At 34.2% G+C, this 22,649-nt stretch carries 13 protein-coding genes and 2 tRNA genes; 10 read left to right on the top strand and 5 right to left on the bottom strand.

Features of this window, described 5'->3' with window-relative positions; genetic code table 11:
* Nucleotides 1-26: 26 nt before the first annotated feature.
* Nucleotides 27-2,897 carry a triple tyrosine motif-containing protein gene (locus tag BLR17_RS11785; RefSeq protein ID WP_066329486.1) on the bottom strand — a complete coding sequence of 957 codons (2,871 nt, stop codon included), beginning with the start codon at nt 2,895-2,897 and terminating at the stop codon, nt 27-29.
* Between the two features lie 345 nt (nt 2,898-3,242).
* Between BLR17_RS11785 and BLR17_RS11780 the strand changes: the two genes are divergently transcribed.
* The 8 genes from BLR17_RS11780 (at nt 3,243) to BLR17_RS11745 (ending at nt 17,679) form a co-directional block, all read left to right on the top strand.
* Nucleotides 3,243-6,269, top strand: coding sequence for a SusC/RagA family TonB-linked outer membrane protein (locus tag BLR17_RS11780; RefSeq protein ID WP_066329482.1), 3,027 nt, complete (start codon nt 3,243-3,245; stop codon nt 6,267-6,269).
* Between the two features lie 11 nt (nt 6,270-6,280).
* On the top strand, nt 6,281-7,756 hold the full coding sequence (locus tag BLR17_RS11775) for a RagB/SusD family nutrient uptake outer membrane protein (RefSeq protein ID WP_169817171.1): 1,476 nt from the start codon (nt 6,281-6,283) through the stop codon (nt 7,754-7,756).
* Nucleotides 7,757-8,130: 374 nt separating this feature from the next.
* Nucleotides 8,131-9,597, top strand: coding sequence for a glycoside hydrolase family 30 protein (locus BLR17_RS11770; protein ID WP_066329479.1), 1,467 nt, complete (start codon nt 8,131-8,133; stop codon nt 9,595-9,597).
* Nucleotides 9,598-9,633: 36 nt separating this feature from the next.
* Nucleotides 9,634-11,721, top strand: coding sequence for a beta-galactosidase (locus BLR17_RS11765; protein ID WP_083189532.1), 2,088 nt, complete (start codon nt 9,634-9,636; stop codon nt 11,719-11,721).
* A gap of 60 nt (nt 11,722-11,781) precedes the next feature.
* Nucleotides 11,782-14,250, top strand: coding sequence for a glycoside hydrolase family 3 N-terminal domain-containing protein (locus BLR17_RS11760; RefSeq protein ID WP_066329580.1), 2,469 nt, complete (start codon nt 11,782-11,784; stop codon nt 14,248-14,250).
* Nucleotides 14,251-14,271: 21 nt separating this feature from the next.
* Complete coding sequence (locus tag BLR17_RS11755) at nt 14,272-15,747, top strand: glycoside hydrolase family 30 protein (RefSeq protein WP_066329472.1); 1,476 nt, start codon at nt 14,272-14,274, stop codon at nt 15,745-15,747.
* Nucleotides 15,748-15,883: 136 nt separating this feature from the next.
* Nucleotides 15,884-17,437, top strand: a complete 1,554-nt coding sequence (locus tag BLR17_RS11750; RefSeq protein WP_066329470.1) for a glycerol-3-phosphate dehydrogenase/oxidase — start codon at nt 15,884-15,886, stop codon at nt 17,435-17,437.
* Nucleotides 17,438-17,594: 157 nt separating this feature from the next.
* A tRNA-Ser gene (locus BLR17_RS11745) sits at nt 17,595-17,679 on the top strand.
* A 151-nt stretch (nt 17,680-17,830) separates the two neighbouring features.
* Here the strand turns inward: BLR17_RS11745 and BLR17_RS11740 are convergent.
* Both BLR17_RS11740 and BLR17_RS11735 read right to left on the bottom strand, forming a co-directional pair.
* A tRNA-Val gene (locus tag BLR17_RS11740) sits at nt 17,831-17,905 on the bottom strand.
* Nucleotides 17,906-17,985: 80 nt separating this feature from the next.
* Entirely contained in the window at nt 17,986-19,206 is a 1,221-nt protein-coding gene (locus BLR17_RS11735; protein ID WP_066329468.1) for a bifunctional folylpolyglutamate synthase/dihydrofolate synthase, read from the bottom strand.
* A 133-nt stretch (nt 19,207-19,339) separates the two neighbouring features.
* Between BLR17_RS11735 and BLR17_RS11730 the strand changes: the two genes are divergently transcribed.
* Complete coding sequence (locus tag BLR17_RS11730) at nt 19,340-20,035, top strand: MotA/TolQ/ExbB proton channel family protein (protein ID WP_066329466.1); 696 nt, start codon at nt 19,340-19,342, stop codon at nt 20,033-20,035.
* 3 nt (nt 20,036-20,038) lie between these two features.
* Nucleotides 20,039-20,434 carry an ExbD/TolR family protein gene (locus BLR17_RS11725; RefSeq protein WP_066329465.1) on the top strand — a complete coding sequence of 132 codons (396 nt, stop codon included), beginning with the start codon at nt 20,039-20,041 and terminating at the stop codon, nt 20,432-20,434.
* Nucleotides 20,435-20,537: 103 nt separating this feature from the next.
* On the opposite strand, the gene BLR17_RS11720 is transcribed toward BLR17_RS11725, so the two are convergent.
* Nucleotides 20,538-21,443, bottom strand: a complete 906-nt coding sequence (locus tag BLR17_RS11720; protein WP_066329463.1) for an energy transducer TonB family protein — start codon at nt 21,441-21,443, stop codon at nt 20,538-20,540.
* Nucleotides 21,444-21,553: 110 nt separating this feature from the next.
* Entirely contained in the window at nt 21,554-22,636 is a 1,083-nt protein-coding gene (locus BLR17_RS11715) for an anhydro-N-acetylmuramic acid kinase (RefSeq protein WP_066329577.1), read from the bottom strand.
* Nucleotides 22,637-22,649: the final 13 nt, after the last annotated feature.

The raw sequence follows: 22,649 nt of genomic DNA, 5'->3' as shown, positions 1-22,649 counted from the left end.
CCATCGGATATGATGGCGTTTGTTGTTTATATACTCATCAGAAAACCAATTAAATTTTCTTTTTTATTAAGATTTAATTTTTTTCTTAATCGGTAACGAGCCAGTTCCACGCCACCATTGGAAATATTCATTACTTCTGCAATCTCTTTTGTTGACATATTCATCAATAAATAGGTTGCTAAGTCAAGTTCCCTGGGAGAAATAGTAGGATATTTTTCTTTTAATCTTTTTAAGAAATCATAATGTACATTTTTTATATGCTTTTCTAAATCTTGCCAACTTTTATCAGTATTTACCTCTTTTATAATGCTTCTATTGAGTTTAGTAAATTGTGTTTTAGTGGTTTCGTCAAAAGTGTCTACATTGATGTCCTTTATCTTATTGATAATGTTGTTTAAAACCTTGTTCTTTTTAGCAACTTGTAAGGAGTTGTTGACTAGCTCTTTGTCTTTGGCTAAAATTTTTATTTTTAGTTTTTCGTTTTTTAGTTTTTCAATTTCTTTTTCAAGTTCATATTGTTCTTGTCTGATTTTAGTTTCCTTTTCTAAGTATAATCTTCTTTGTTCCAGAGTTTCGTAGTATTTGTTTTTTCGAATCTTTATTTTTATTCTTTCTCGGATAACATAGATAATTGTAATAGTAAGTATTACATAAATTAAATAGGCAAAAGGATGTCTGTACCAAGGTGGTGAAATTGTAAATAATAAGAATGTTTCATCAGATTGAACACCATAACTATTCCGTACTTTGATTTTCATTTTATAATTACCCTCTCTCAGGTTTGTATATTCTTTTATGGGATTGTTTGACCAGGAACTCCATTTTTTGTCAAATCCTTCTAGTTGGTATGAAAATTCTACATTTTCAAGATTTTCAAAAGTGGGAGAAGAAAAAGAGAATTTAACATGGTTGAATTTGTATGGAATTTTGTATTTCTCTAACTCCTCTTGTCCATTTCCTAAAATTAAGGTGTCACCAGGGTATGTAAAACTCCTTATATAAGCTTTTGGTTTGATAACCAAGTTGTTTTTTTGTTTTGGATTGTAATGTGCTATTCCGTTTGTTAGACCAATGAATATGTTATGAGAATCTATTGTGTTTATTGATAGGTAATTGGATACCAAATTACCGGTTAAATTTGAAAATGGGGTGATGATATTTTTGTAAGTTCCATTATTATTTTTCATCAATACTCCAAGAGACTCTTTAAAGACATACCAGATATTGCCCTGATGGTCCTCTTTTATTGTATTTATTTTTGGAAGATTTTTAAATAGTTTGTTGATTTCTTTGTCTTCATAAAATAGATCTAGATCTCCGCTATATTTGTAAAAATGATTGTTGTTTTGAAAATAAATTGCTTGCTTTATTTGTTGGATACTTCCAATGCCTTTGTCTTTATTAGATAAGTTTTTGTAAGTTTTAATAGATTTAATTCTTGTCATGTCATCTGCTAAGGTCATTTTGTAAATTAAATTATCTAGCTGAAACCATAAATTTGAATTTTCAACCTGAAAGGAATATGGGTATCCATAGAAACCTTCCAATTGATTTTTATATTGCCATTTATTTGAAATTTTTTCAAATACAGCAAAGCCAGTATAATTACAACCTATCATATAATTGGGTTTGTTTGGGATTAATTTAAGACCAATGTATCCCTTAGTGTCAATTGTTTGGACTGTTTTTCCGTCTTGAATTACTAAGGCGCCTTTGTTACTAGAGCAAAGTAATTGACCATCTATTATTTGAATGTTCCATGCCTGACCCGAAGTGCCACTTACCAAATTAAAGGTGTTGTCGTTAAATATGTTTTTCATAGAGCGATATAAAAGACCTTGATTTGTAGCTACATAAAGGTTGTTTTTGTAAACTACAGAAGCATATACAGTACTTATTCCATAGCTTGAACCGAAATAGGTGATAGGAGAATTTTCATTAATAAAATCGATTCCGCTATCAAGGCCTAACCATATATTGTTTTTATTGTCTACAAATGATGTTAAAACGGTGTTGTTTTGCAGTCCTTTGTTTTTATTGAAATGCTGTATGATTTTTCCTTTTTTGTTGCAAATAATAATTCCATTAGTTGCCGAATTAAGAACTATGAAATCATTTCGTAAAACGGTGCCTCCTAAAGCGCCATTTTTTTTCATGAACTCATTAGCTTCAGTGTTCCATGGAACTATTTTTTTAAAATTATATATAAACAAACCATTATTTATGGTTTCAATTAATAGGTTGTTATCCGGTAATGTGAATATGGCCCATACTTCTCTATTGTTCAAAGTAGTAGTATTTTTCAGGGGAGTAAGTGAGCCGTTTATATATTCAAGTAATCCTTTTTTATGATCTTGAATATAAAGTTTTGTCCCTACTTTAAATGAAAATTGAAAGCGCCCAGGTGCCTTTAAAATTCTTAATTTATTTTCTTTGTAGATATAGATATTTGAAAATGTTTGAAAGATTACTTCATTATTGTACAGATGTGTTTTCCAAACAATATCAATTAATTTAACCACATTTTTGTTGATTAATTTAGAAAGAGAAAAATATTCCATTTTCCCTTTTGAATCAGGTTTGAAGTAGCCGAATTCACTGTTTCCACCAACAAAAATTTTTCCTGATTTATCTATTTTAAATGATCTGATTAATCCTGAATTTGGTAAGGAATATTTGCGCCATGACGAACCATCAAACTGGAAAAGCCCTTTGTTATTTGCAAAATATAAATTGCCTCTTTTGTCCTGATTGATTTCCCAATTTTGAGTATCTCCTTTGTAATCTATTCTGCTGTAGTTTTTGATTTCGGGTAAGCCAATTTTTTTTTCCTGACTGAATAGATTGTTTGAAAGTAGCACTATAATGATAATAAAGTATGATTTTATTAGACTCATAATACAATTGAAAATAATGTTATCTTAATGGTTTATAGCTGATGTTAGTGTTTTAGTTGTCTTTGTTTGAAATTTGTTGTTTGTGTTAAAATCCCTTTTATATTCTATAATTTCTAATGTTTTTATAAATGTAGTGTTTTTTATTTATTTAACGTTTTAATAACAGTGCTAATAAAAAAAATAAACAACTGTAAATCAGTGATTTGTTTTAAATATGATGTGTTTTTGTCTAGTCTTTTTTTGTTGTTTGATGTGTTTTTGTAATATATAAAAATTATTGATAACATAAATTAATAGATAAGTTTGTATCAAATAACTAATTTACTAACCAAAAAATTTAGAAAAATGAAATTAACAAAAATGTTTATTTTTTGCTTTTTGTCTATCGTATTCTCAGTTTACTCACAAGCACAGGATGCTGTAGTAAAAGGGAAAGTACTTGACGAAACCGGGATGTCAGTTCCAGGTGCATCAATTTTAATTAAAGGAACATCTAAATCTACCACTACGGATTTTGATGGTAACTTTGAAATAAAAGCTCCTTTAAATGGAGTGTTTGCTATTAGTTTTGTAGGTTATGCTACAATTGAAGAACCAATCAAGGGAAGAAAGGATATAACTATAAAACTTAAAACGGAATCGCAAAAACTAGAAGAAGTCGTTGTTATTGGTTATGGAAGTCAAAAGAAAACAGATGTGACTTCTGCAATTTCAAGCGTTAAGGTTAAGGATGTTTCAGATAGACCTATTGTTAGTGCTGTTGAAGCTATAACTGGTAAATCTTCCGGAGTACAGGTTTCATCGTCATCAGGATCACCTGGTGGGGCATTATCTGTTCGTGTTCGTGGAATTGGATCACCTAATGGTGGTGAACCATTGTATGTTGTTGATGGTGTGCTTACAAGTAATGTTAAGGCAATTGATCCAAATAATATCGAATCAATTAATATTTTAAAAGATGCATCGGCTGCAGGTATTTATGGAGCTGCAGGTTCAACAAATGGAGTTGTTCTTATTACAACTAAGAAGGGTAAGAAAGGAAAACCTAGAACAGAAATTAATTTTTACGGTGGTGTGCAACAAATTGTTAAGAAATTACCGGTATTAAATAATTCGCAATGGGTTGATTTACAAACAGAAATTTTAGGTACAGCTCCTAATGTTCCAAGTTATTACGATTTGCAGGGGACAAACAACAATTGGCAGGATTTAATTTATCGTACTGCAGCGCAATCCAGTGTTAATGTAAGCACTTCAGGTGGTTCAGATACTGGTAATTATTATTTAGGTCTGGGGTATTTAAACCAAGAGGGTATTATTGTTGGTTCAAATTTTAAACGTTATTCGCTTAATCTAAATGTAAACCAAGATGTTACATCGAAGATAAAATTTGGAGGATCTATTAATTACAACAGAACCAATCAAAGATCTATTACAGATAATGCTTCTGCTAATTTTGGAGGAGTTGTACTCAGCGCTCTTGTAACTCCAGAGTATATTCCAATTTATATGCCTTCAAATGCACCTATTCCGGGTGTTTATGGGGTGAGTAATTTTTATTCCGGCGAAAATCCATTGGCTTTAATTTACAACAATGAAAATAAAACTATTGCTAATAATTTATTAGGGAGTACTTATGTTGAGGCTAAATTGCCTCTGAATTTAACTTTCAAAACGCAGTTAAACGGTGTTGTTCAAAATTCAAAATATGATTATTTCTTAGATCCATATAGCAGTTTGAATGGTCGTAGTTCTCAAGGTGGAGCTGACAGCAATTACTATGAAGTTTTTAGATGGCAATGGGATAATACTTTGAATTATAAGCAAAATTTTGGAGAACATTCTTTTGATGTAATAGTAGGAACATCTGCAGTGAATGAATCAATTGCAAACTCTACTCAGCATGGAGCCGGTTTTGCAACAAGTGCTGTACAGACTTTGAATGCTGCCAGTTCTGATTTTCAAATAGGAACAGGAGAATATGAGTGGTCTACAAATTCTTATTTTGGAAGATTTAATTACGGATACGACAATAAGTATCTTTTTACAGCTACTTTCCGTCGTGATGGATCATCAAGGGTAGGTACAAATGTTGTTTATGGCAATTTCCCTGCATTATCTGCTGGTTGGAAAATTTCTAATGAAAAATTCATGGAAAACGTAAAATGGATGCAGAATCTTAAAGTACGTGTGGGATGGGGAAAAACAGGTAATTTACCTCCTTATACTATGTTGTATCCTACCTACAGTTTACTAAATGTAGGTGCTCCTTATGCTTATAATTCTACCGATATTGCTCCAGGTATTAAACCAGCTTCTCAGTTAGGAAATCCAGATTTGAAATGGGAATCGGCAACGCAAACCAATATTGGTTTAGAGGTAGGATTTTTTGATAGTCGTTTAAATTTTACAGCTGATTATTACCATAAGAAAGTGGAAGATATGATTTTTACACTACAACTACCTTTAACTACAGGAAGTTCTGTTACTGCAATGAATTTACCAGGATATGACGTCAATAAAGGTATAGAGTTATCATTAGATGCAGATATCATTAAAGGGGATAATTTTACATGGTCGTCTAATGTGAATTTTTCTAAAAATATAAATCGTATTGAAGGCATTGATGAAAGTACCTCTTTTCAAACAGGACCTATTTTGATAGGAGGAAGTCAAGTGCCTCTTTATACTCAAATTATTAAAAATGGTTATCCTCTTGGAACATTCTGGGGATATAAATCAGAAGGAGTGGATCCACAAACAGGTAATTTAGTTTATGGTAACGAATTAGTTAATCTAGGTTCAGCTTTACCTAAATATACGGTTGGTTTTTCAAATGAATTTGCGTACAAAGGACTTTCGTTATCATTTTTAATTGATGCCGTTCAGGGTAATAAAGTTTACAATGCAACAAGAATGGAAATTGAAGGATTGTCAGGTTATGCCAATGAGAGTACAGAAGTATTAAACAGATGGAAACAGCCAGGTGATATTACCAGTGTTCCAAGAGCATTAGGAAATGGGACAACTAATACCGGAGCAGCAGCAATGTTGCAAAACAAAGTTTCTTCACATTACATCGAAGATGGCTCTTTCTTTAGATTACGAAATATTACTTTAAGTTACCAAATCGAGAAAAAGTTTGTTGAAAAACTTGGCTTGTCAGGACTGAAAATTTACGGAACTGCTCAAAACCTATTTACTATTCATAATTACAAAGGATACTATCCTGAGGTTAATGGATTTGGACAAGGAACAAACAATCAGGCTGAAAATGCTGGCTCTGGTTCATCATTGATGTCGCTTGGTATTGATAGAGGAACTTATCCGGCAGCAAAAATTTTTACAGCTGGTGTTAATATTCAACTTTAAAAAATAATATGATGAAAAAAAATATATTAAAATACGCTCATTTCTTAGTATTAGCAATAATACTTACATCATGTTCTCAGGATTTTCTTGACAAATCTCCTGAATCTCAACTAGCAGCTGGTTCTTTAACTACAGCTTCAGATGCCGAAAGCATATTAAATGGAGCTTATAATGCTATGCCGGATTATTATTCATACAGTAACTTCTTTACTACTGAGGGTATGTCTGATAATACCTATATCAATGGAGATAATAATGTGGAACAACCACTTGAAAATTTCACTTTTACATCTTCCAATGGTGAAATTCAATTAAGTTGGCAGGAATTATACAAACATATAACGGCGGCAAATACAGCTATTGATAATGTAACTCTTATTAATGACCCTAAATGGGATGGAACCAATAGAAAAGCGCAAATAATAGCTGAAGCTACTTTTTTGAGAGCTTTTGCTTATTACTGGTTAGTGACTTCATGGGGAAATGTACCGTTAATTCTTTCGTCTAATAACGCTGGAAATTACTATCCTTCAAGAACTAGTGCTGATTTAGTATATGCACAAATTATTAAGGATTTGAAAGATGCAGAAGCAGTGTTAGACAATAATCCATACCATGGAGATTATGGCAGAGCTACAAAAGGAGCTGCGAGAGCATTACTGGCTAAAACTTATGCACAAATGGGAGATTACCCAAATTGTTTAATTTATTGTAATAAAGTTATCGAAGAAGGACCTTACACTTTAGTAGCTGATTACGCTAAACTATGGGGACTTTCAAATAAGAATTCTTCGGAGTCCATTTTTGAATTACAGGTTCCTACCACTGGTTCTCCATATAATGTTTGGAAAATAAATGTACTTTCTTATGGTCCGTTTGATAACTGGCCAAAGCGTCAAATAGGTTCCTATGATTTAGTGAAAGCGTTTAATGATGCCGGAGATAACGGAGCAAGATATACATCTACTTTCAACTGGCAGGTTACAGGAGCTTCTTTCAATATGCCTTTTAACGCATGGAATCCAACTCAGGCAATTCCTTTTTGCGGTAAGTTCTCATATAGTGACACATGGACTAATGGTGATAATTTAATCATGATCAGACTTGCTGATATCATTTTGTTGGCAGCTGAAGCAAATGTGCAAATTGGAAATCAGGCAAATCTGGATGCAGCTAAAAATCAGTTAAACCAAATAAGAATAAGAGCCGGATTAGCCAATACTACTGCAGTTACAAAAAGCGAATTAGCTTTAGCTGTATTAAAAGAAAGACGATTAGAATTGGTTTACGAACGTACCAGATGGAATGATTTGAAACGCGCTGATGCAAATGGAACTATTAACATGGTGAATTTAATGAATAGTCAGGTAAATTCAAGTCTTCAGCCGCTTAATTATGGTATGCAAGAATTTCATAAGTTGCTACCAATTCCTTTAGGAGATATTCAAATAAACAAGAATCTTTTACCTAATAATACCGGATATTAAATAAGTATTTAGATTACTGAAAAGATTAATTTGTTGGGTTGGTTAATAAATTAAGTTCAGTGTTTTTTTACAAGAAGCCTATTGGCTTTATTATTTCTGAGCGGACTTGTTGTGCTACAAAACAAGTCCGTAAGGGAATATAATGTCCTAAAATTAATGTTTTGGACTAGTAATGAGTTAGGCTTTATTGCTTTCTAAAATTATTTTCAAATTCAATTTTCATCAAAAAGCAGTTTCAAATTTCCCTGTTTAAATTCATAAAAAACGCAGTATAAATTGAGCATGTTTTTCTAAAAGGAAAGCTATTCTCAATTTAATCAGTGGAAAATGAATATAAATATGGGTTTTGTTATTGCATAAACAATAATAAATCAATGAAAAATACACAACTATTTCTAATGTTGTTGCTCACAACTTTTTGTTCTTTTTCGCAAAGCAAAATAACCTGGGTATCCAGTACAGAAGCCAAACAATGGCAAAGTCATAAGAATATAAAGGTGAGTTTAACAACTGGAAAAACAGATGTAGAGATACTCTTAAATAAACCTCTGCAACAAATTGACGGTTTTGGTACTTGTTTCAATGAATTAGGTTGGACTTCGTTGAGTGTTTTAAATGCGGATGATAGAGAAAAGATTTTGAAAGAACTCTTTTCGCCAAATGTAGGAGCTAATTTTACGATTTGCCGTATGCCAGTTGGAGCCAATGATTTTTCTACTAATTGGTATTCTTATAATGAAACAGCCGGAGACTTTGAAATGAAAAATTTTAGCATTTCAAATGATTCTCAAACGCTAATTCCATTCATTAAAAGTGCATTAAAATACAATCCAAATATAAAGCTGTGGGCTTCACCATGGTCTCCACCTGTATGGATGAAATACAATAAGCATTATGCCTCAAAACCTTTTCCTAAAGACATGCCTCAAGATGTTGCAGACGAAGCAAGAGAAAAATGGGGAATGGATTTTAAAGGTTTTGACAATGGATTAAAACCAGAGCAGGAAGGTTTTGAAGGGAAAGATATGTTTATTCAGGAGGATGAATATTTCAAAGCGTATAGTTTATATTTCTCAAAATTCATTCAGGAATACCGTGCCCAAAATATTAATATCAGTATGGTAATGCCACAAAATGAATTCAATTCGGCACAGGTTTTTCCTAGTTGTACCTGGACGTCAAAAGGCTTATCCCGATTTTTAAGTTATTTAATTCCAGCAATGAATGAGGAGAAGGTAGATATTTTCTTTGGTACAATGGAACGTCCAAATTATAAATTAGTTGATTCCATTTTGAATGATTCAGCAATTAATAAATCCATTAAAGGAGTTGGTTTTCAATGGGCTGGAAAAGATGCCATTCCAACAATTCATAAAAACTATCCCAATCTTAAATTATACCAATCAGAACAGGAATGTGGCAATGGAAAAAATGATTGGAAATATTGCGGATATACCTGGGGCTTAATGAAACATTATTTAACCAATGGAGCTAATGCTTATATGTACTGGAATACTTTATTGAAAGAAGGAGGTATAAGCACTTGGGGTTGGAGACAAAATTCATTGGTAAGTATCGATACTATTAATAAAACCTTCAAATACAATTTTGAATATTATCTGATGAAACATCTTAGTCATTTTGTGAAACCGGGCGCAAAACGTCTGGAAACCTCTGGTGATTATACTAATTTATTAGCGTTTGTTAACCTTGATAATAGTGTAGTAATCGTGGTTCAAAATGATAGTACCAAAGAAAAAAAGTTTACCATAAAAGTGGGAGACAAAATACTCACACCAACATTAGAAGCAGATTCGTATAACAGCTTTTTGTTACAATAAGATTCCATTTAATTTCAATCTTTAAATTAAAAATTGATGAATTTATATAAAAAAATTACAGGATTTATGGCTTTGATATTAACGGTATCTTCCATAAATGCTCAGGCTCCCAAAAATGAATTGCTTTATGGCGTTGCTTATTATGATGAATATATGCCGTATGACCGTTTAGACAAAGACATTAAAATGATGAAGGATGCGGGTATAAACGTAGTTCGTATTGCTGAAAGCACCTGGAGTACCGAAGAACCAAAGGATAATGTATTCGATTTTAGTCATATAGACAGAGTTCTTGATGCTATGCATAAAGCTGGAATCAAAGTAATTATCGGGACGCCTACTTATGCTGTTCCTGCCTGGTTAGTTAAAAAATATCCAGAGATATTGGCGACCACTCAAATGGGGAAAAATCAATACGGAGCCAGACAAAATATGGATATAACAAACAAGGATTACTTGTTTCATGCCGAAAGGATTATTCGTAAAATCATGGAACATGTAAAAGACCATCCTGCTATTATTGGTTATCAGGTTGACAATGAAACCAAGCATTACGGTACAGCTGGTGCAAATGTTCAGGCGCAATTTGTGCAGTATATGAAAGCTAAATTTAAAACTACCGAAGCGATTAATACAGCTTTTGGACTGGATTATTGGAGTAATCGCATTAACTCATGGGAAGAATTTCCTTCTATGGTGGGGACAATTAATGCCGGATTGAAAGCTGAATTTTCTAAGTTTCAACGTGGTTTAGTTACTGATTTTCTTTCATGGCAAGCATCGATTGTTCGTGAATATAAAAAACCGGAACAGTTTGTTACTCAAAATTTCGACTTTGATTGGAGAGGCTATTCGTATGGAATACAGGGTGATGTAGATCATTTTGCTGCGGCAAAAGCGATGGATATAGCAGGTGTAGATATTTATCATCCTACACAAGATCATTTAACGGGTACTGAAATTTCTTTTGGAGGAGACATGGCTCGTTCGATGAAAAATGGTCAAAACTATTTGGTTATTGAAACAGAAGCACAAGGATTTCCGCAATGGGTGCCTTATACCGGACAATTACGATTACAGGCATTTAGTCATATTGCTTCTGGAGCTAATATGTTAGAATATTGGCATTGGCATTCGATTCATAATTCTGCCGAGACGTATTGGAAAGGATTATTGAGTCATGATTTTCAGCCTAATCCTACCTATAACGAAGCGATAACCATTGGTCGTGATTTTAAAAAAATAGGTTCAAAAATAGCCAGTCTTAAAAAAACGAATGAGGTGGCAATTCTTTTCAGTAATGAAGCCCAAACAGCTTTTAACGCTTTCAGTTTTGGATGGGGAGCCAAGGAACAATATAATGATGTTTTGCGTCCCATGTATGATGCCTTGTATAAAATGAATGTCGGGGTTGATTTTATAGATCCATCGTCATCAAATATTGAAAAATACAAGTTGATTATTGTACCTGCTTTATATGCCGCACCAGATGCCTTGCTGCAAAAACTGAATGCTTATGCAAAAAATGGAGGGCGTATTATTTATACTTTTAAAAGTGGTTTTAGTAATGAGAATGTAACGGTACGTAACACCATTCAGCCCGGAATTATCAATGAGGCTGCGGGTGTGAATTATAGCCAGTTTGTGATTCCGGAAAATGTATCACTAAAAGACGACCCATTTCAGGTAGGGAAAAACAAAAATGAAATAAAATACTGGATGGAGCTGTTGACTCCTACCACTGCCAAAGTACTGGCTAAATATGATCATCCACAATGGAATAATTATGCCGCTGTTACTCAAAACAATTACGGCAAAGGAACGGTGACTTATATTGGTTTTATGCCAGGTGATAATCTTATGGAGAAAATTCTGGAAGGTGGTTTGAAAGAAGCCGGTTTGTGGAAAGAAGATCAAAAATTACATTTTCCGTTTATTACAAAATCAGGGATTAATAATCAGGGAAAAACAATCCGGTACTTTTTTAATTATTCGGGAGAAGCCAAAACTTTCACTTACACCCAAGGTAAAAACGGAACGGATTTACTTAGCTTAGAAAAAGTGGTTAAGAATTCAGAAATCAATCTGGCTCCATGGGGAATGCTTGTAATTGAGGAAAACTAATTCCTGATGATTAGTTATGCGAAAACGATAGAGAATAATAAACATCAAACAATATTAGATATGAATTTTAGCAATATCAGGAAAGTAGTAAAAGTATCGCTGGTTTCAACATTAGTGGTTTCAGGAATTTCATGGAACCAGAAAGGAGATAATAATAAGATTGATAAAAATCCAATTATTACGATTAACGGATTCACTTTTACGGATTTAAATAGAAACGGAAAATTAGATATTTATGAAGATTATCGTCTTGCTGTAGAAGATCGCATTCAAGATTTAATCAGTAAAATGACCGATGAGGAAAAAGCGAGTATGCTCATTGGGATTGGAATGCCTGGTTTTGATGTGAATACTTTCACATTCATTCCGGGAGCTGATAAAGGAAAAGTACCTGGAGAAGCTGGAGGAACTTATGAAATAAAACGTTTGGGGATTCCTGCAGTGATTGTATCGGATGGACCGGCAGGCTTACGAATTAATCCAACCAGAGATAATGATACCAATACTTATTATGCAACGGCATTTCCTGTTGGAACGGCTTTGGCTTCCACTTGGAATGAAGAGCTGATTAACAATGTTGGAAAAGCGATGGGGAATGAAGTGAAAGAATATGGTGTTGATGTGTTGCTTGGGCCAGGTATGAATATCCACCGAAATCCATTGTGTGGTAGAAATTTCGAATATTATTCAGAAGATCCATTGTTGTCAGGAACCATTGCTGCTGCGATGGTAAATGGAGTACAATCAAACGGTGTTGGAACTTCAATCAAACATTTTGCTGCCAACAATCAGGAAAGAAATCGTATGGGGATTAATGCTCACATCAGCGAAAGAGCCCTGCGTGAAATTTATTTAAGAGGTTTTGAAATCGCGGTCAAAACAGCTCAGCCCTGGACGGTAATGTCTTCTTATAATTTAGTTAATGGAGAATATACGTCGGCTCGAAAAGATTTATTGACTACAGTGCTGCGTGAGGAATGGGGATTTAAAGGATTGGTAATGTCGGACTGGTTCGGTGGTTATAACGGATTTGGAGCTATTTCTTCTAAAGATGCTGTTAGTGATGTGGTCAAACAACTTTCGGCGGGTAATGACTTATTGATGCCTGGATTACCTAGCCAGCAAAATGCTATTTTAGAAAATATTAAAAATGGTAAATTAACTAATGAAGTAATTGATACTAATTTGAGAAGAATTTTGGAATTAGTTATGAGATCACCGGTGATGAATAACTACCAGTATTCTAATAAACCCAACTTAAAAGAAAATGCTTTAGTTACCAGACAAGCTGCTGCAGAAGGAACTATTTTGTTGAAAAATGATAATGCTGTTTTACCATTTGTATCAAAATCAGCTCCGCTGGCAGTTTTTGGAAATACCTCTTATGATTTTATTGCAGGGGGAACAGGAAGTGGAGACGTCAACGAAGCATATTCTGTTTCACTGATTGACGGCCTGACTAATTCAGGTTTTTCTATTGATAAAGATTTAGAAGACTTATATAAACCTTATGTAGCAGACCAAAAAGTAAAAGAAATGGCTCGCCGCGAAAAGGAAGGCGGTTTATTAGCAACACCAAAAAGAATTATCGAATTAGATCTAAACAATGAAACTATAAACAATAAAGCGAAAACTTCAGAATTGGCTTTAATTACAATTGGAAGAAATGCTGGTGAAGGTGATGATCGTAAAGTGGCTGATGATTTCAATTTAGCTCAGGACGAAATTAATCTGATTAATAGTGTTTCTGAAATTTTTCATGCTCAAGGCAAAAAAGTGGTTGTTGTTTTAAATATTGGCGGTGTAATTGAAACAGCCAGTTGGAGAGACAAAGTAGATGCTATTTTGTTACCATGGCAACCGGGACAGGAAGGCGGAAATTCTGTTGTTGATGTGTTTACAGGTAAAGTTACACCTTCAGGAAAATTGACTATGACTTTTCCTGTGAATTATGAAGATGCAGCAGCTACTAAAAATTGGATTGGAACACCTGCCGAAAACCCTACAAGCGTTAATTACGAAGAAGGGATTTATGTTGGCTACCGTTATTTTAACACGTTTAATGTCAAACCTTCTTATGAATTTGGATACGGTTTATCATACACAACATTTGATTATTCGAATCTTACTTTGAGTTCGAAAACATTTAATGATAAAATGATTGTTTCGGTTACCATAACCAATATGGGTAAAACAGCAGGTAAAGAAGTGGTTGAATTGTTTTTGTCTGCTCCTGAAAAATCAATTGATAAACCAAGAGAAGAGTTAAAAGCTTTTGGAAAGACGAAGTTGTTACAACCCGGTGAAAGTCAAACAATCACTTTGATATTAAATGCTAAAAACCTGGCTTCATTTGTTCCCAATAAAAATGCTTGGATTGCAGAAGCAGGAAAATATAAAGTTTTGGTGGGTGCATCGTCATTGAATATAAAAGAAACCGCTGAATTTACATTAGAAAAAGAAAAAGTAGTGGAGAAAACACATGCTGCATTTACACTTGATACTCCGTTTACTGATTTGAAACACTAGGTGTCACTAAAAATATTCTTTATGAAAAAACTCTTATTAGGTTTGCTGTTGATTCCAATGTTACTAATTGCTCAGCAAAAAGCAAGATATTTGAGTGAGAATGCTGAGTTTTTGATAAAAGGCAAAAATGTTATGGTTTACACATCGGCAGAGAATACTGATTTTAGATTGACTAAAACGGATTCTTATTTGCAATTTACCGATTTAAAACAGCCTCTTGAAACTCAAATTTGTGTTTTTGTAAATCCAAATAAAACTTTTCAAAGCTTTTTAGGAATAGGCGGGGCAATTACGGATGCCAGTGCTGAGGTCTTTGCAAAATTGAGTATGGAGAGTCAGCAGGAATTTTTGCAAGCCTATTATGATAAAGAAAAAGGAATTGGGTATTCATTAATTAGGACGAATGTTCACAGTTGTGATTTTAGTTCTGAAAGTTACACTTATGTCGAGGAAGGAGATGCTGCGTTAAAAAGTTTTAGCATTGAACATGATAAAAAGTTTAGAATTCCATTAATAAAAAAAGCGATGGCGACCGCGGGAGGGAAAATAACATTGTTTGTAAGTCCATGGAGTCCGCCAGCTTTTATGAAAGACAACGAAAATATGTTGCATGGTGGAAAATTATTAGCTGAATTTTATCAATCATGGGCAAATTACTATGTGAAGTTTATTAGTACTTATCAAAAAGAAGGAATTCCAATTTTGGGACTTACAATTCAAAACGAACCAATGGCAAAACAAACTTGGGAATCTTGTATTTATACCGCCGAAGAAGAGCGTGATTTTTTGAAAAAATATTTAGGTCCAACATTAAAGAATACTGGACTTGGAGATAAAAAGATTATAGCCTGGGATCATAACAGGGATTTGATATCTCAAAGAGCAAGTACAATTCTGGATGATCCGGAAGCCAATAAATATGTTTGGGGAATAGGATTTCATTGGTATGAAAGTTGGAGTGGAGGGGATTCAATGTTTGAAAATGTTGGGAAAGTCCAGGAAATGTATCCGGATAAAAACTTGCTTTTTACTGAAGGATGTGTGGAAAGATTTGACTATTCAAAACTACAGCTTTGGGCAAATGGAGAACGTTATGGAAAATCGATGATTAATGATTTCAATAACGGAACGGTGGGTTGGACAGACTGGAATGTCCTTTTAGATGAAAACGGAGGACCAAATCATGTTGGTAATTTTTGTTTCGCACCCATACATGGCGATACAAAAACAGGAAAGCTAATTTATACGCCATCATATTTTTACATTGGTCATTTTTCTAAATTTATTGATAAAGGCGCAAAAAGAATCAGTAGTGTTGCCAGTAGAAGCCAGTTACTAACGACTTCTTTTTTAAATCCAGAAGGAAAAGTGATTACTGTTGTGATGAATCAAAGTAATGATGCCATAAAATATTATTTGTGTATTGGAACAAAAGCAACTGAAGTTTCAATATTGCCACACGCTATTCAAACATTAGTTTATCAATTTAACGATTGATTGTTTATTAGTTCAAAGTGCTATTTTGAATTACTTGAAAAGTATTTCTTTAGAATATATAGAAGCAGCAATAAATAAATTAACTTTAGGCTTGCAGTTGTGAAATACAGCGGCAAGTCTAAAGTTATTTTTTTTGATGAACAGAGAAGAGAAATTAAACCAACTTCGTGAAAATCCAGAATTTGATATTGTAATAATTGGCGGTGGAGCAACCGGTTTGGGTTGTGCTGTTGATGCTGCCAGTCGTGGATATAAAACCTTGCTTTTGGAAAAATATGATTTTGCCAAAGGAACTTCGAGCAGATCTACAAAATTAGTACATGGTGGTGTGAGGTATTTGGCTCAGGGTAATATTCATTTGGTTCGGGAGGCTTTACTCGAACGTGGCAGAATGTTGCGAAATGCACCTCATGTTTGTCATAAATTAAGTTTTGTTGTGCCAGTTTACAAATGGTGGGACAAATGGTATTATGGGTTTGGTTTGTGGGTGTATGAGTTTCTGTCGGCTAAATTCAGTTTGGGTAAAACTAAAATACTTTCAAAAGCAGCTACCTTAAAACATTTGCCCGATTTAGATTCGACCAATTTGAAAGGTGGAATCTTGTACTATGATGGACAATTTGACGATAGCCGATTGGCAATTAATCTAGCTCAAACAGCTACAGAACATGGAGCTTTAGTGTTGAATTATTGTGGAGTTACCGATTTTATAAAAAAAGACAATAAGATAATTGGCTTAAAAGCTAAAGACGAATTATCAAATCAGGAATATGTAATTCAATCGAAAGTGGTTGTTAATGCAACGGGTGTTTTTGCAGATGCTTTATTGCAAAAGGCAGAAGGGCATAATTTGGAAACTATTGTGCCATCTCAGGGAATTCATTTGGTATTGAATAAGTCGTATTTCGAAGGTTTATCAGCAATGTTAATTCCTAAAACTTCTGACGGCAGGGTTTTGTTTGTAATTCCATGGCACGATAAAGTTTTGTTGGGTACTACGGATACTCCTGTTAATAAAGTCATGTTGGAACCAAAACCATTGGAAGAAGAAATCCGTTTTATCATTAATCATTTTAATAAATACTCAAAGCATCAAATTGATTATGCTGATGTAAATAGTGTTTTTACAGGATTGCGACCGTTGGTAAAAGCTGGATCTGAGAAAAAAACAGCTTTGTTGTCAAGAGAGCATAGTATTAAAGTGCTTCCGTCCGGTTTAGTTGATGTTACGGGAGGTAAGTGGACTACTTATAGAAAAATGGCTCAGCAAACTATTAATAAAGTAATACAAGTTTCAGATTTGAAATTTGTTCGCTGCAAAACAAGACACTTGAAGGTTCACGGTTATTCAAAACAAAAAATCAATTCTCATTTAGCTGTTTATGGTTGTGATGCTTATTTGATTCAACAAATGATTGCTGATGATGATTCTTTGTCTGAAAAAATTCATCCTTTGTATTCGTATACAAAAGCAGAAGTGGTTTGGGCTGTAAAATACGAAATGGCTTTAACTGTTGAAGATGTTTTGGCCAGAAGAATCAGATTGCTTTTTTTGGATGCAAGATCGGCAATGGAAGCTGTGCCAATAGTTGCCGGAATAATAGCTTCTTTGCTGGGAAAAAATCCTGATTGGGAGCGGGAGCAGATTTTGTTTTTTGAAAAATTAGCTCAAGGATATTTGGTGGTGTAGGTTGTAAAGGGTTTTTAGTCAGTTCGTTGGCGTATGTGTTTTTTACAGGGGCTTGTTTTGTTGCAATAATTTTGATTTAACTTGGTTCAAAGTGTTTTTTTATCAGGAAAAACATTCTATATTTGCACTCGCAATCACGAAATGGTTGTGATATACTGGAGAAATGGCAGAGCGGTCGAATGCGGCAGTCTTGAAAACTGTTGACTGTAACAGGTCCGGGGGTTCGAATCCCTCTTTCTCCGCAGAATTAAAACCCGAAACGAGAGTTTCGGGTTTTTTGTTTTTAGCGATATGGATTTTTTGTGCGGGGGTGAATTCGAATGGAGTAATCTTTAAGTTTTGGGGAATAAAAAAAAACTCCAAAACATTTGATCATGGAGTTTTTAAATTTTGTGGGCGATGAGGGGTTCGAACCCCCGACCCCCTCGGTGTAAACGAGGTGCTCTGAACCAGCTGAGCTAATCGCCCTATTTTGTTGCTATCATTTCGTGATTGCGAGTGCAAATATACAACCCTTTTTCAGTTGTGCAAACAAAAAATGAAAAAAATTATAAAATTTCTGCAACTACAAAGGTGCTTCCTCCTACGTATATGAAGTCGTTGGGATTAGCGGATTCCTTGGCTTTTTTATAAGCTTCTGTTACAGAGTGTAATATTGGGCCTTTTAAACCGTGTTGAGCTGCTTTTTCTTTTAAGGTTAAAGCTTCAAGGCCTCGTGGAATATTTGGCTTGCAAAAATAATAAATGGCATTTTTTGGAAATAAAGGCAGTACTTCGTCTAAATCTTTGTCGTTTACTACTCCTAAAACGATATGTAATTGTTCGAATTTTTCGTTTTGAATTTGGTTTAAAACAATTTCTAAGCCGTTTTTGTTGTGTGCGGTGTCACAAATTATTTTTGGTGATGTGCCTAATTGCTGCCATCTGCCCAGAAGTCCCGTATTTTTTACCACATTTAATAAGCCCGTTTCAATATTATTTTGGCTGATGCTAAAATCAGTTTGCTTATTTATAACTTTAATGGTTTGCAGGACGGTTTTTTTATTGTGTTTTTGATAATTGCCAGTTAAGTCAGAAGGAAATTCTTCGGTAATTAAATCAGCCGCAAAATAGATTTCGGAATTGGTTTCTTTTGCTTTTGCTTCGAAAACAGGTTTTGTTTCAGCGGTATATTCGCCAATGACAACCGGGATTTCGGGTTTGATGATTCCAGCTTTTTCAAAAGCTATTGATTCTATAGTGTTTCCAAGAAACTGAACGTGGTCTAATCCGATATTAGTTATTATAGAAACCAATGGAGTGATAATGTTTGTGGCATCAAGTCTTCCGCCCATTCCGACTTCGATAATCGCGATATCCACTTCTTCTTTTGCAAAATAATCGAAAGCTAATCCAACGCTCATTTCGAAAAAACTAATGTCATTGGCTTCAAAAAAAGTTTTATTGGAGTTGATAAAGTCGCAAACAAAATCTTCGGCGATTTCAGAACCATTAATTCTGATGCGCTCCCTGTAATCTTTTAGATGCGGCGAAGTATAAAGCCCAACTTTGTAACCTGCTTCCTGTAGTATAGAAGCAAGCATGTGCGAAGTGGAGCCTTTTCCGTTAGTTCCGGCAACATGAATGCATTTTAAATTAGAATGAGGATTACCAAGATGATTGATTAGCAAATGCGTATTGGTTAAATCTTTTTTATAGGCAGAAGCCCCCTGCAATTGATACATGGGAAGCTGCTTGAACATCCAAGCCGTGGTTTCTTGATAATTCATTATATTTTGATAAATTAGTTGAGGTCTGAAATAAATTTCGATTTTTTTAGTTTAATATTGCAACTAAAAGTTACTACAATACAAAATTGGAGTATTTTTTAATAACTAATGAGTAAAATTTAAAAAATAATATATGTTTAGTTTGATACAATTACAGGCCGATACTATTGCTAATGCTGCGTCGAATGTTGTAGTCGAAAATGTGGCTGCAAATCAGGAAATTTCTGTTTTGAGTTTTCTTTTAAAAGGAGGTTTTTTTCTAATCCCGATTGCAATCTTATTATTTTATACTTTTTATTTGATTATAGAGCGTTATTTATACATTAATAAAGCCTCAAAAATTGATACCCATTTATTAAAAGATGTAAGTGTTAATCTTGTTTCCGGAAATTTAGTTATGGCAACTGCTATTGCTGAGAGAAGTAATACGGCCTCAGGAACTATCATTAAAGAAGGAATTCAGGTTGTAGGCAGACCAATTGCAGAGATTGAATCGAATATGGACCGTGCAGCCGATATTGAAATAGGTGAGATGGAGAAACATCTGGGGCAATTAGGGCTTATTGCCGGTATTGCACCTACTTTAGGATTTATCGGAACTATTTCTGGGGTTATCAAGATTTTTTACAGCATTTCGGTGACCGAAAATATCAGTATTGGTAATATTTCCGGAGGACTGTATGAAAAAATGATTAGTAGTGGTGCAGGTTTGATTGTGGGGATTATAGCTTATAGTGGATACCATTTATTAAACGGGAAAGTTGATCATTTTGCTTTAAAAATTCAGAAACAAATATTGGAGTTTGTCAATATTATTCAAAAATCATAAGTTATGTCAATTAAGAGAAAAAGAAGATTCCATGCCGAAGTAGCCACTTCGTCATTGAGTGACATTATGTTTTTTTTGTTGCTGTTTTTCCTGATTATTTCTACTTTGGCTAATCCGAATGTGATTAAGATGACTTTGCCAAAAGCAAAGAGTAATGAAAAAACAAATAAACAATACATCAGTTTATCAGTTACTGAAGATAAAAAATTCTACATAGATAAGCAGCCTGTTGCTTTTGAGGAATTAGAAACAACTTTAATGTCTAAGATGGATACTGAGAAAGATCAAACGGTGATTGTTAGAATTCCGTTTAATTTGCAGGTACAGGATTTAGTTGATGTGTTGCAAATAGGAGTTAAAAACAATTTGAAATTTGTTATCGCTACAAGTCCGAAGTAATTTTTTAAGAATTAAGAATTATAGTAATTAAATTCTAATGATAAAAAGAGAGCCTTAGTTTCAAAAACTAAGGCTCTCTTTTTATGTTTGTTTTGAAAATTTATTAGTTAAGTCTGAAGTTGTAAGTAATAGTTCCTACTTGTCTTTCAGGGGCATTATCACTAGGTTGCCATCTGGTGTTCATTGCTGCAATTTTTGCCTGATCTAATAAACAACTTGCGGTATTTGTCGTTCCTTTTATTCCGGCAACTGCATTAGTGGTTCTCCCATTTCGGTCTACTGAAACTTCAACAACTACTTTTCCTTCTTCATTGCAGTTGTATCTTGGAACGGGTTTTGAAATTGCTCTTCTGTTTCCCAGTGAATAACCTGTTCCACCACCAGAGCCACTTCCGTATCCTCCACCTGAACCAGAGCCACTTCCGGGGCCGGTACCAGTTCCGTTACCAGTTCCATTACCACCACCGGTTCCTCCGCCTGAACCGCCCACTCCGTAATAACCATTCGAATTTAGGTTTCCGTTCGATTTTCCTTTGTTTCCGGCCGTTTTGTCATCGCCGTCACCGCCTCTGTTTGAGCCTTTCATAATACTGGCTAAGGCATTGTTAGTGCTGCTCGAGACTTTAGGTTTTGCAATTACAACCGGTTTAGGCTCTTCTTTTTTTACAACCACGACAGGCTTTTTAGTTTTCTCTTTGGTTGGAATTACAACACTTTCTTCGGTAGTGTTTTCCTGTGATAAAATGGCTTCGTCAGGAGTGCTTTTTGAAGGTACTTGTTTAGCCTGATGTTTTACTTCTAAAACTTCACTTTTATAATTAGCTCCCGAGCCTAAGTCACTGTCACCAAAGTTGATAGTAACACCGCCACCACCACCGCCACCTGTTAGTTGGTCCAGATTTGCCGGAGGCCAAAAACGGATAAAGAATAAAATCAAAAGCATTATCCCATATAAAAGTGATGATATTGCCAGTGATTTTTTTTGATCTGATGAAATGGTTGAACTCATTGGTATTTTTAAATTATAATGCTCGTATTAAAAACGTCGAAAAGTACTAAAAATTGTTAAGAGTAAAAAACAGTCTTCGGAATTAAAATGATGTCGTTCTATTAGAGTATTTAGTTTTTAATGTGATTTGGAAGGTAAATAAAACCGCCACTATGATCTTCTTTTGCTCCGGTTACACTACTCAAAACATTGATTTCGTTTCTTAATTTCAAAACTCCAAGTAAAGCAAAAATCAAAGCTTCTTTGAATTCAAGGATTTTCTTTTCAGGGATGACAACGGTCATTTTTGGCAGTTGCTTTTGAATGCAAAAAATTAAAAAATCATTGTAAGCGCCTCCGCCGGTAATGAATAAGCGACCTTTTTTTTCGGGTAAGGCTAGTGCCGTTTGTATAGCAATATGTTCCGTGAATGTTCTTAGTTTGTTTTCAATTGAGATTTTATAGCTTTCCATAAGCGGTAACACTGTTTCTTTAACAAACTCAAAACCTAAGGATTTTGGATGTGGTTGCTGATAAAATTCTAAGGAATTGAGTTTGCTTAGTAATTCCGTGTGGATTTTTCCGGTACTTGAAATTTTTCCTTTATCATCATAGTTTAGGCCTAATTGGTCAGCATAAAAATTCAACACGGTGTTTACAGGCGAAATATCGAAAGCGATTCTTTTGCCATTTTCTTCGAAAGAAACATTAGAAAAACCACCTAGATTCATACAGTAATCGTATTCAGAAAATAAAATTCGGTCACCAATAGGTACCAAGGGGGCTCCTTGTCCATCCAATTGAACATCCTCAACTCTGAAGTCGCAAACTATTTTTTGCCCTGTCAAAGTTGCTATTTCTGGAAGATTGCCTATTTGAAGTGTGAATCCGTTTTGAGGTTGGTGTAAAATGGTATGTCCATGAGAACACACGGCATCAAGATTTGTGATTTGGTGTTTTTCAATGAAATTTACAATTATCTGTGATAGCAATTGGGTGTACTTTTTATTCAAAATTTCGAGATTTTCTTTAGAGAAATCTACTGCCGATTTTAATTGGTTTACCCAATCCGTGCTGTAAGGAACGGTTTCGCTTTCGAGAATTTTAAATGACCATTGCTTGTTTTTTATTTCGAATTGGATGTGAGCCAAATCAACTCCGTCCAATGAAGTTCCTGACATAACGCCAATTAGATTGTAAAATTCTTTTTGCATAAAATTAGAAATG

The sequence above is a fragment of the Flavobacterium glycines genome (assembly GCF_900100165.1).
Taxonomy (GTDB): Bacteria; Bacteroidota; Bacteroidia; order Flavobacteriales; family Flavobacteriaceae; genus Flavobacterium; species Flavobacterium glycines.
The sequence above is the reverse complement of the archived record's forward strand: the minus strand, read 5'-3'. Positions and strand labels throughout refer to the sequence as shown.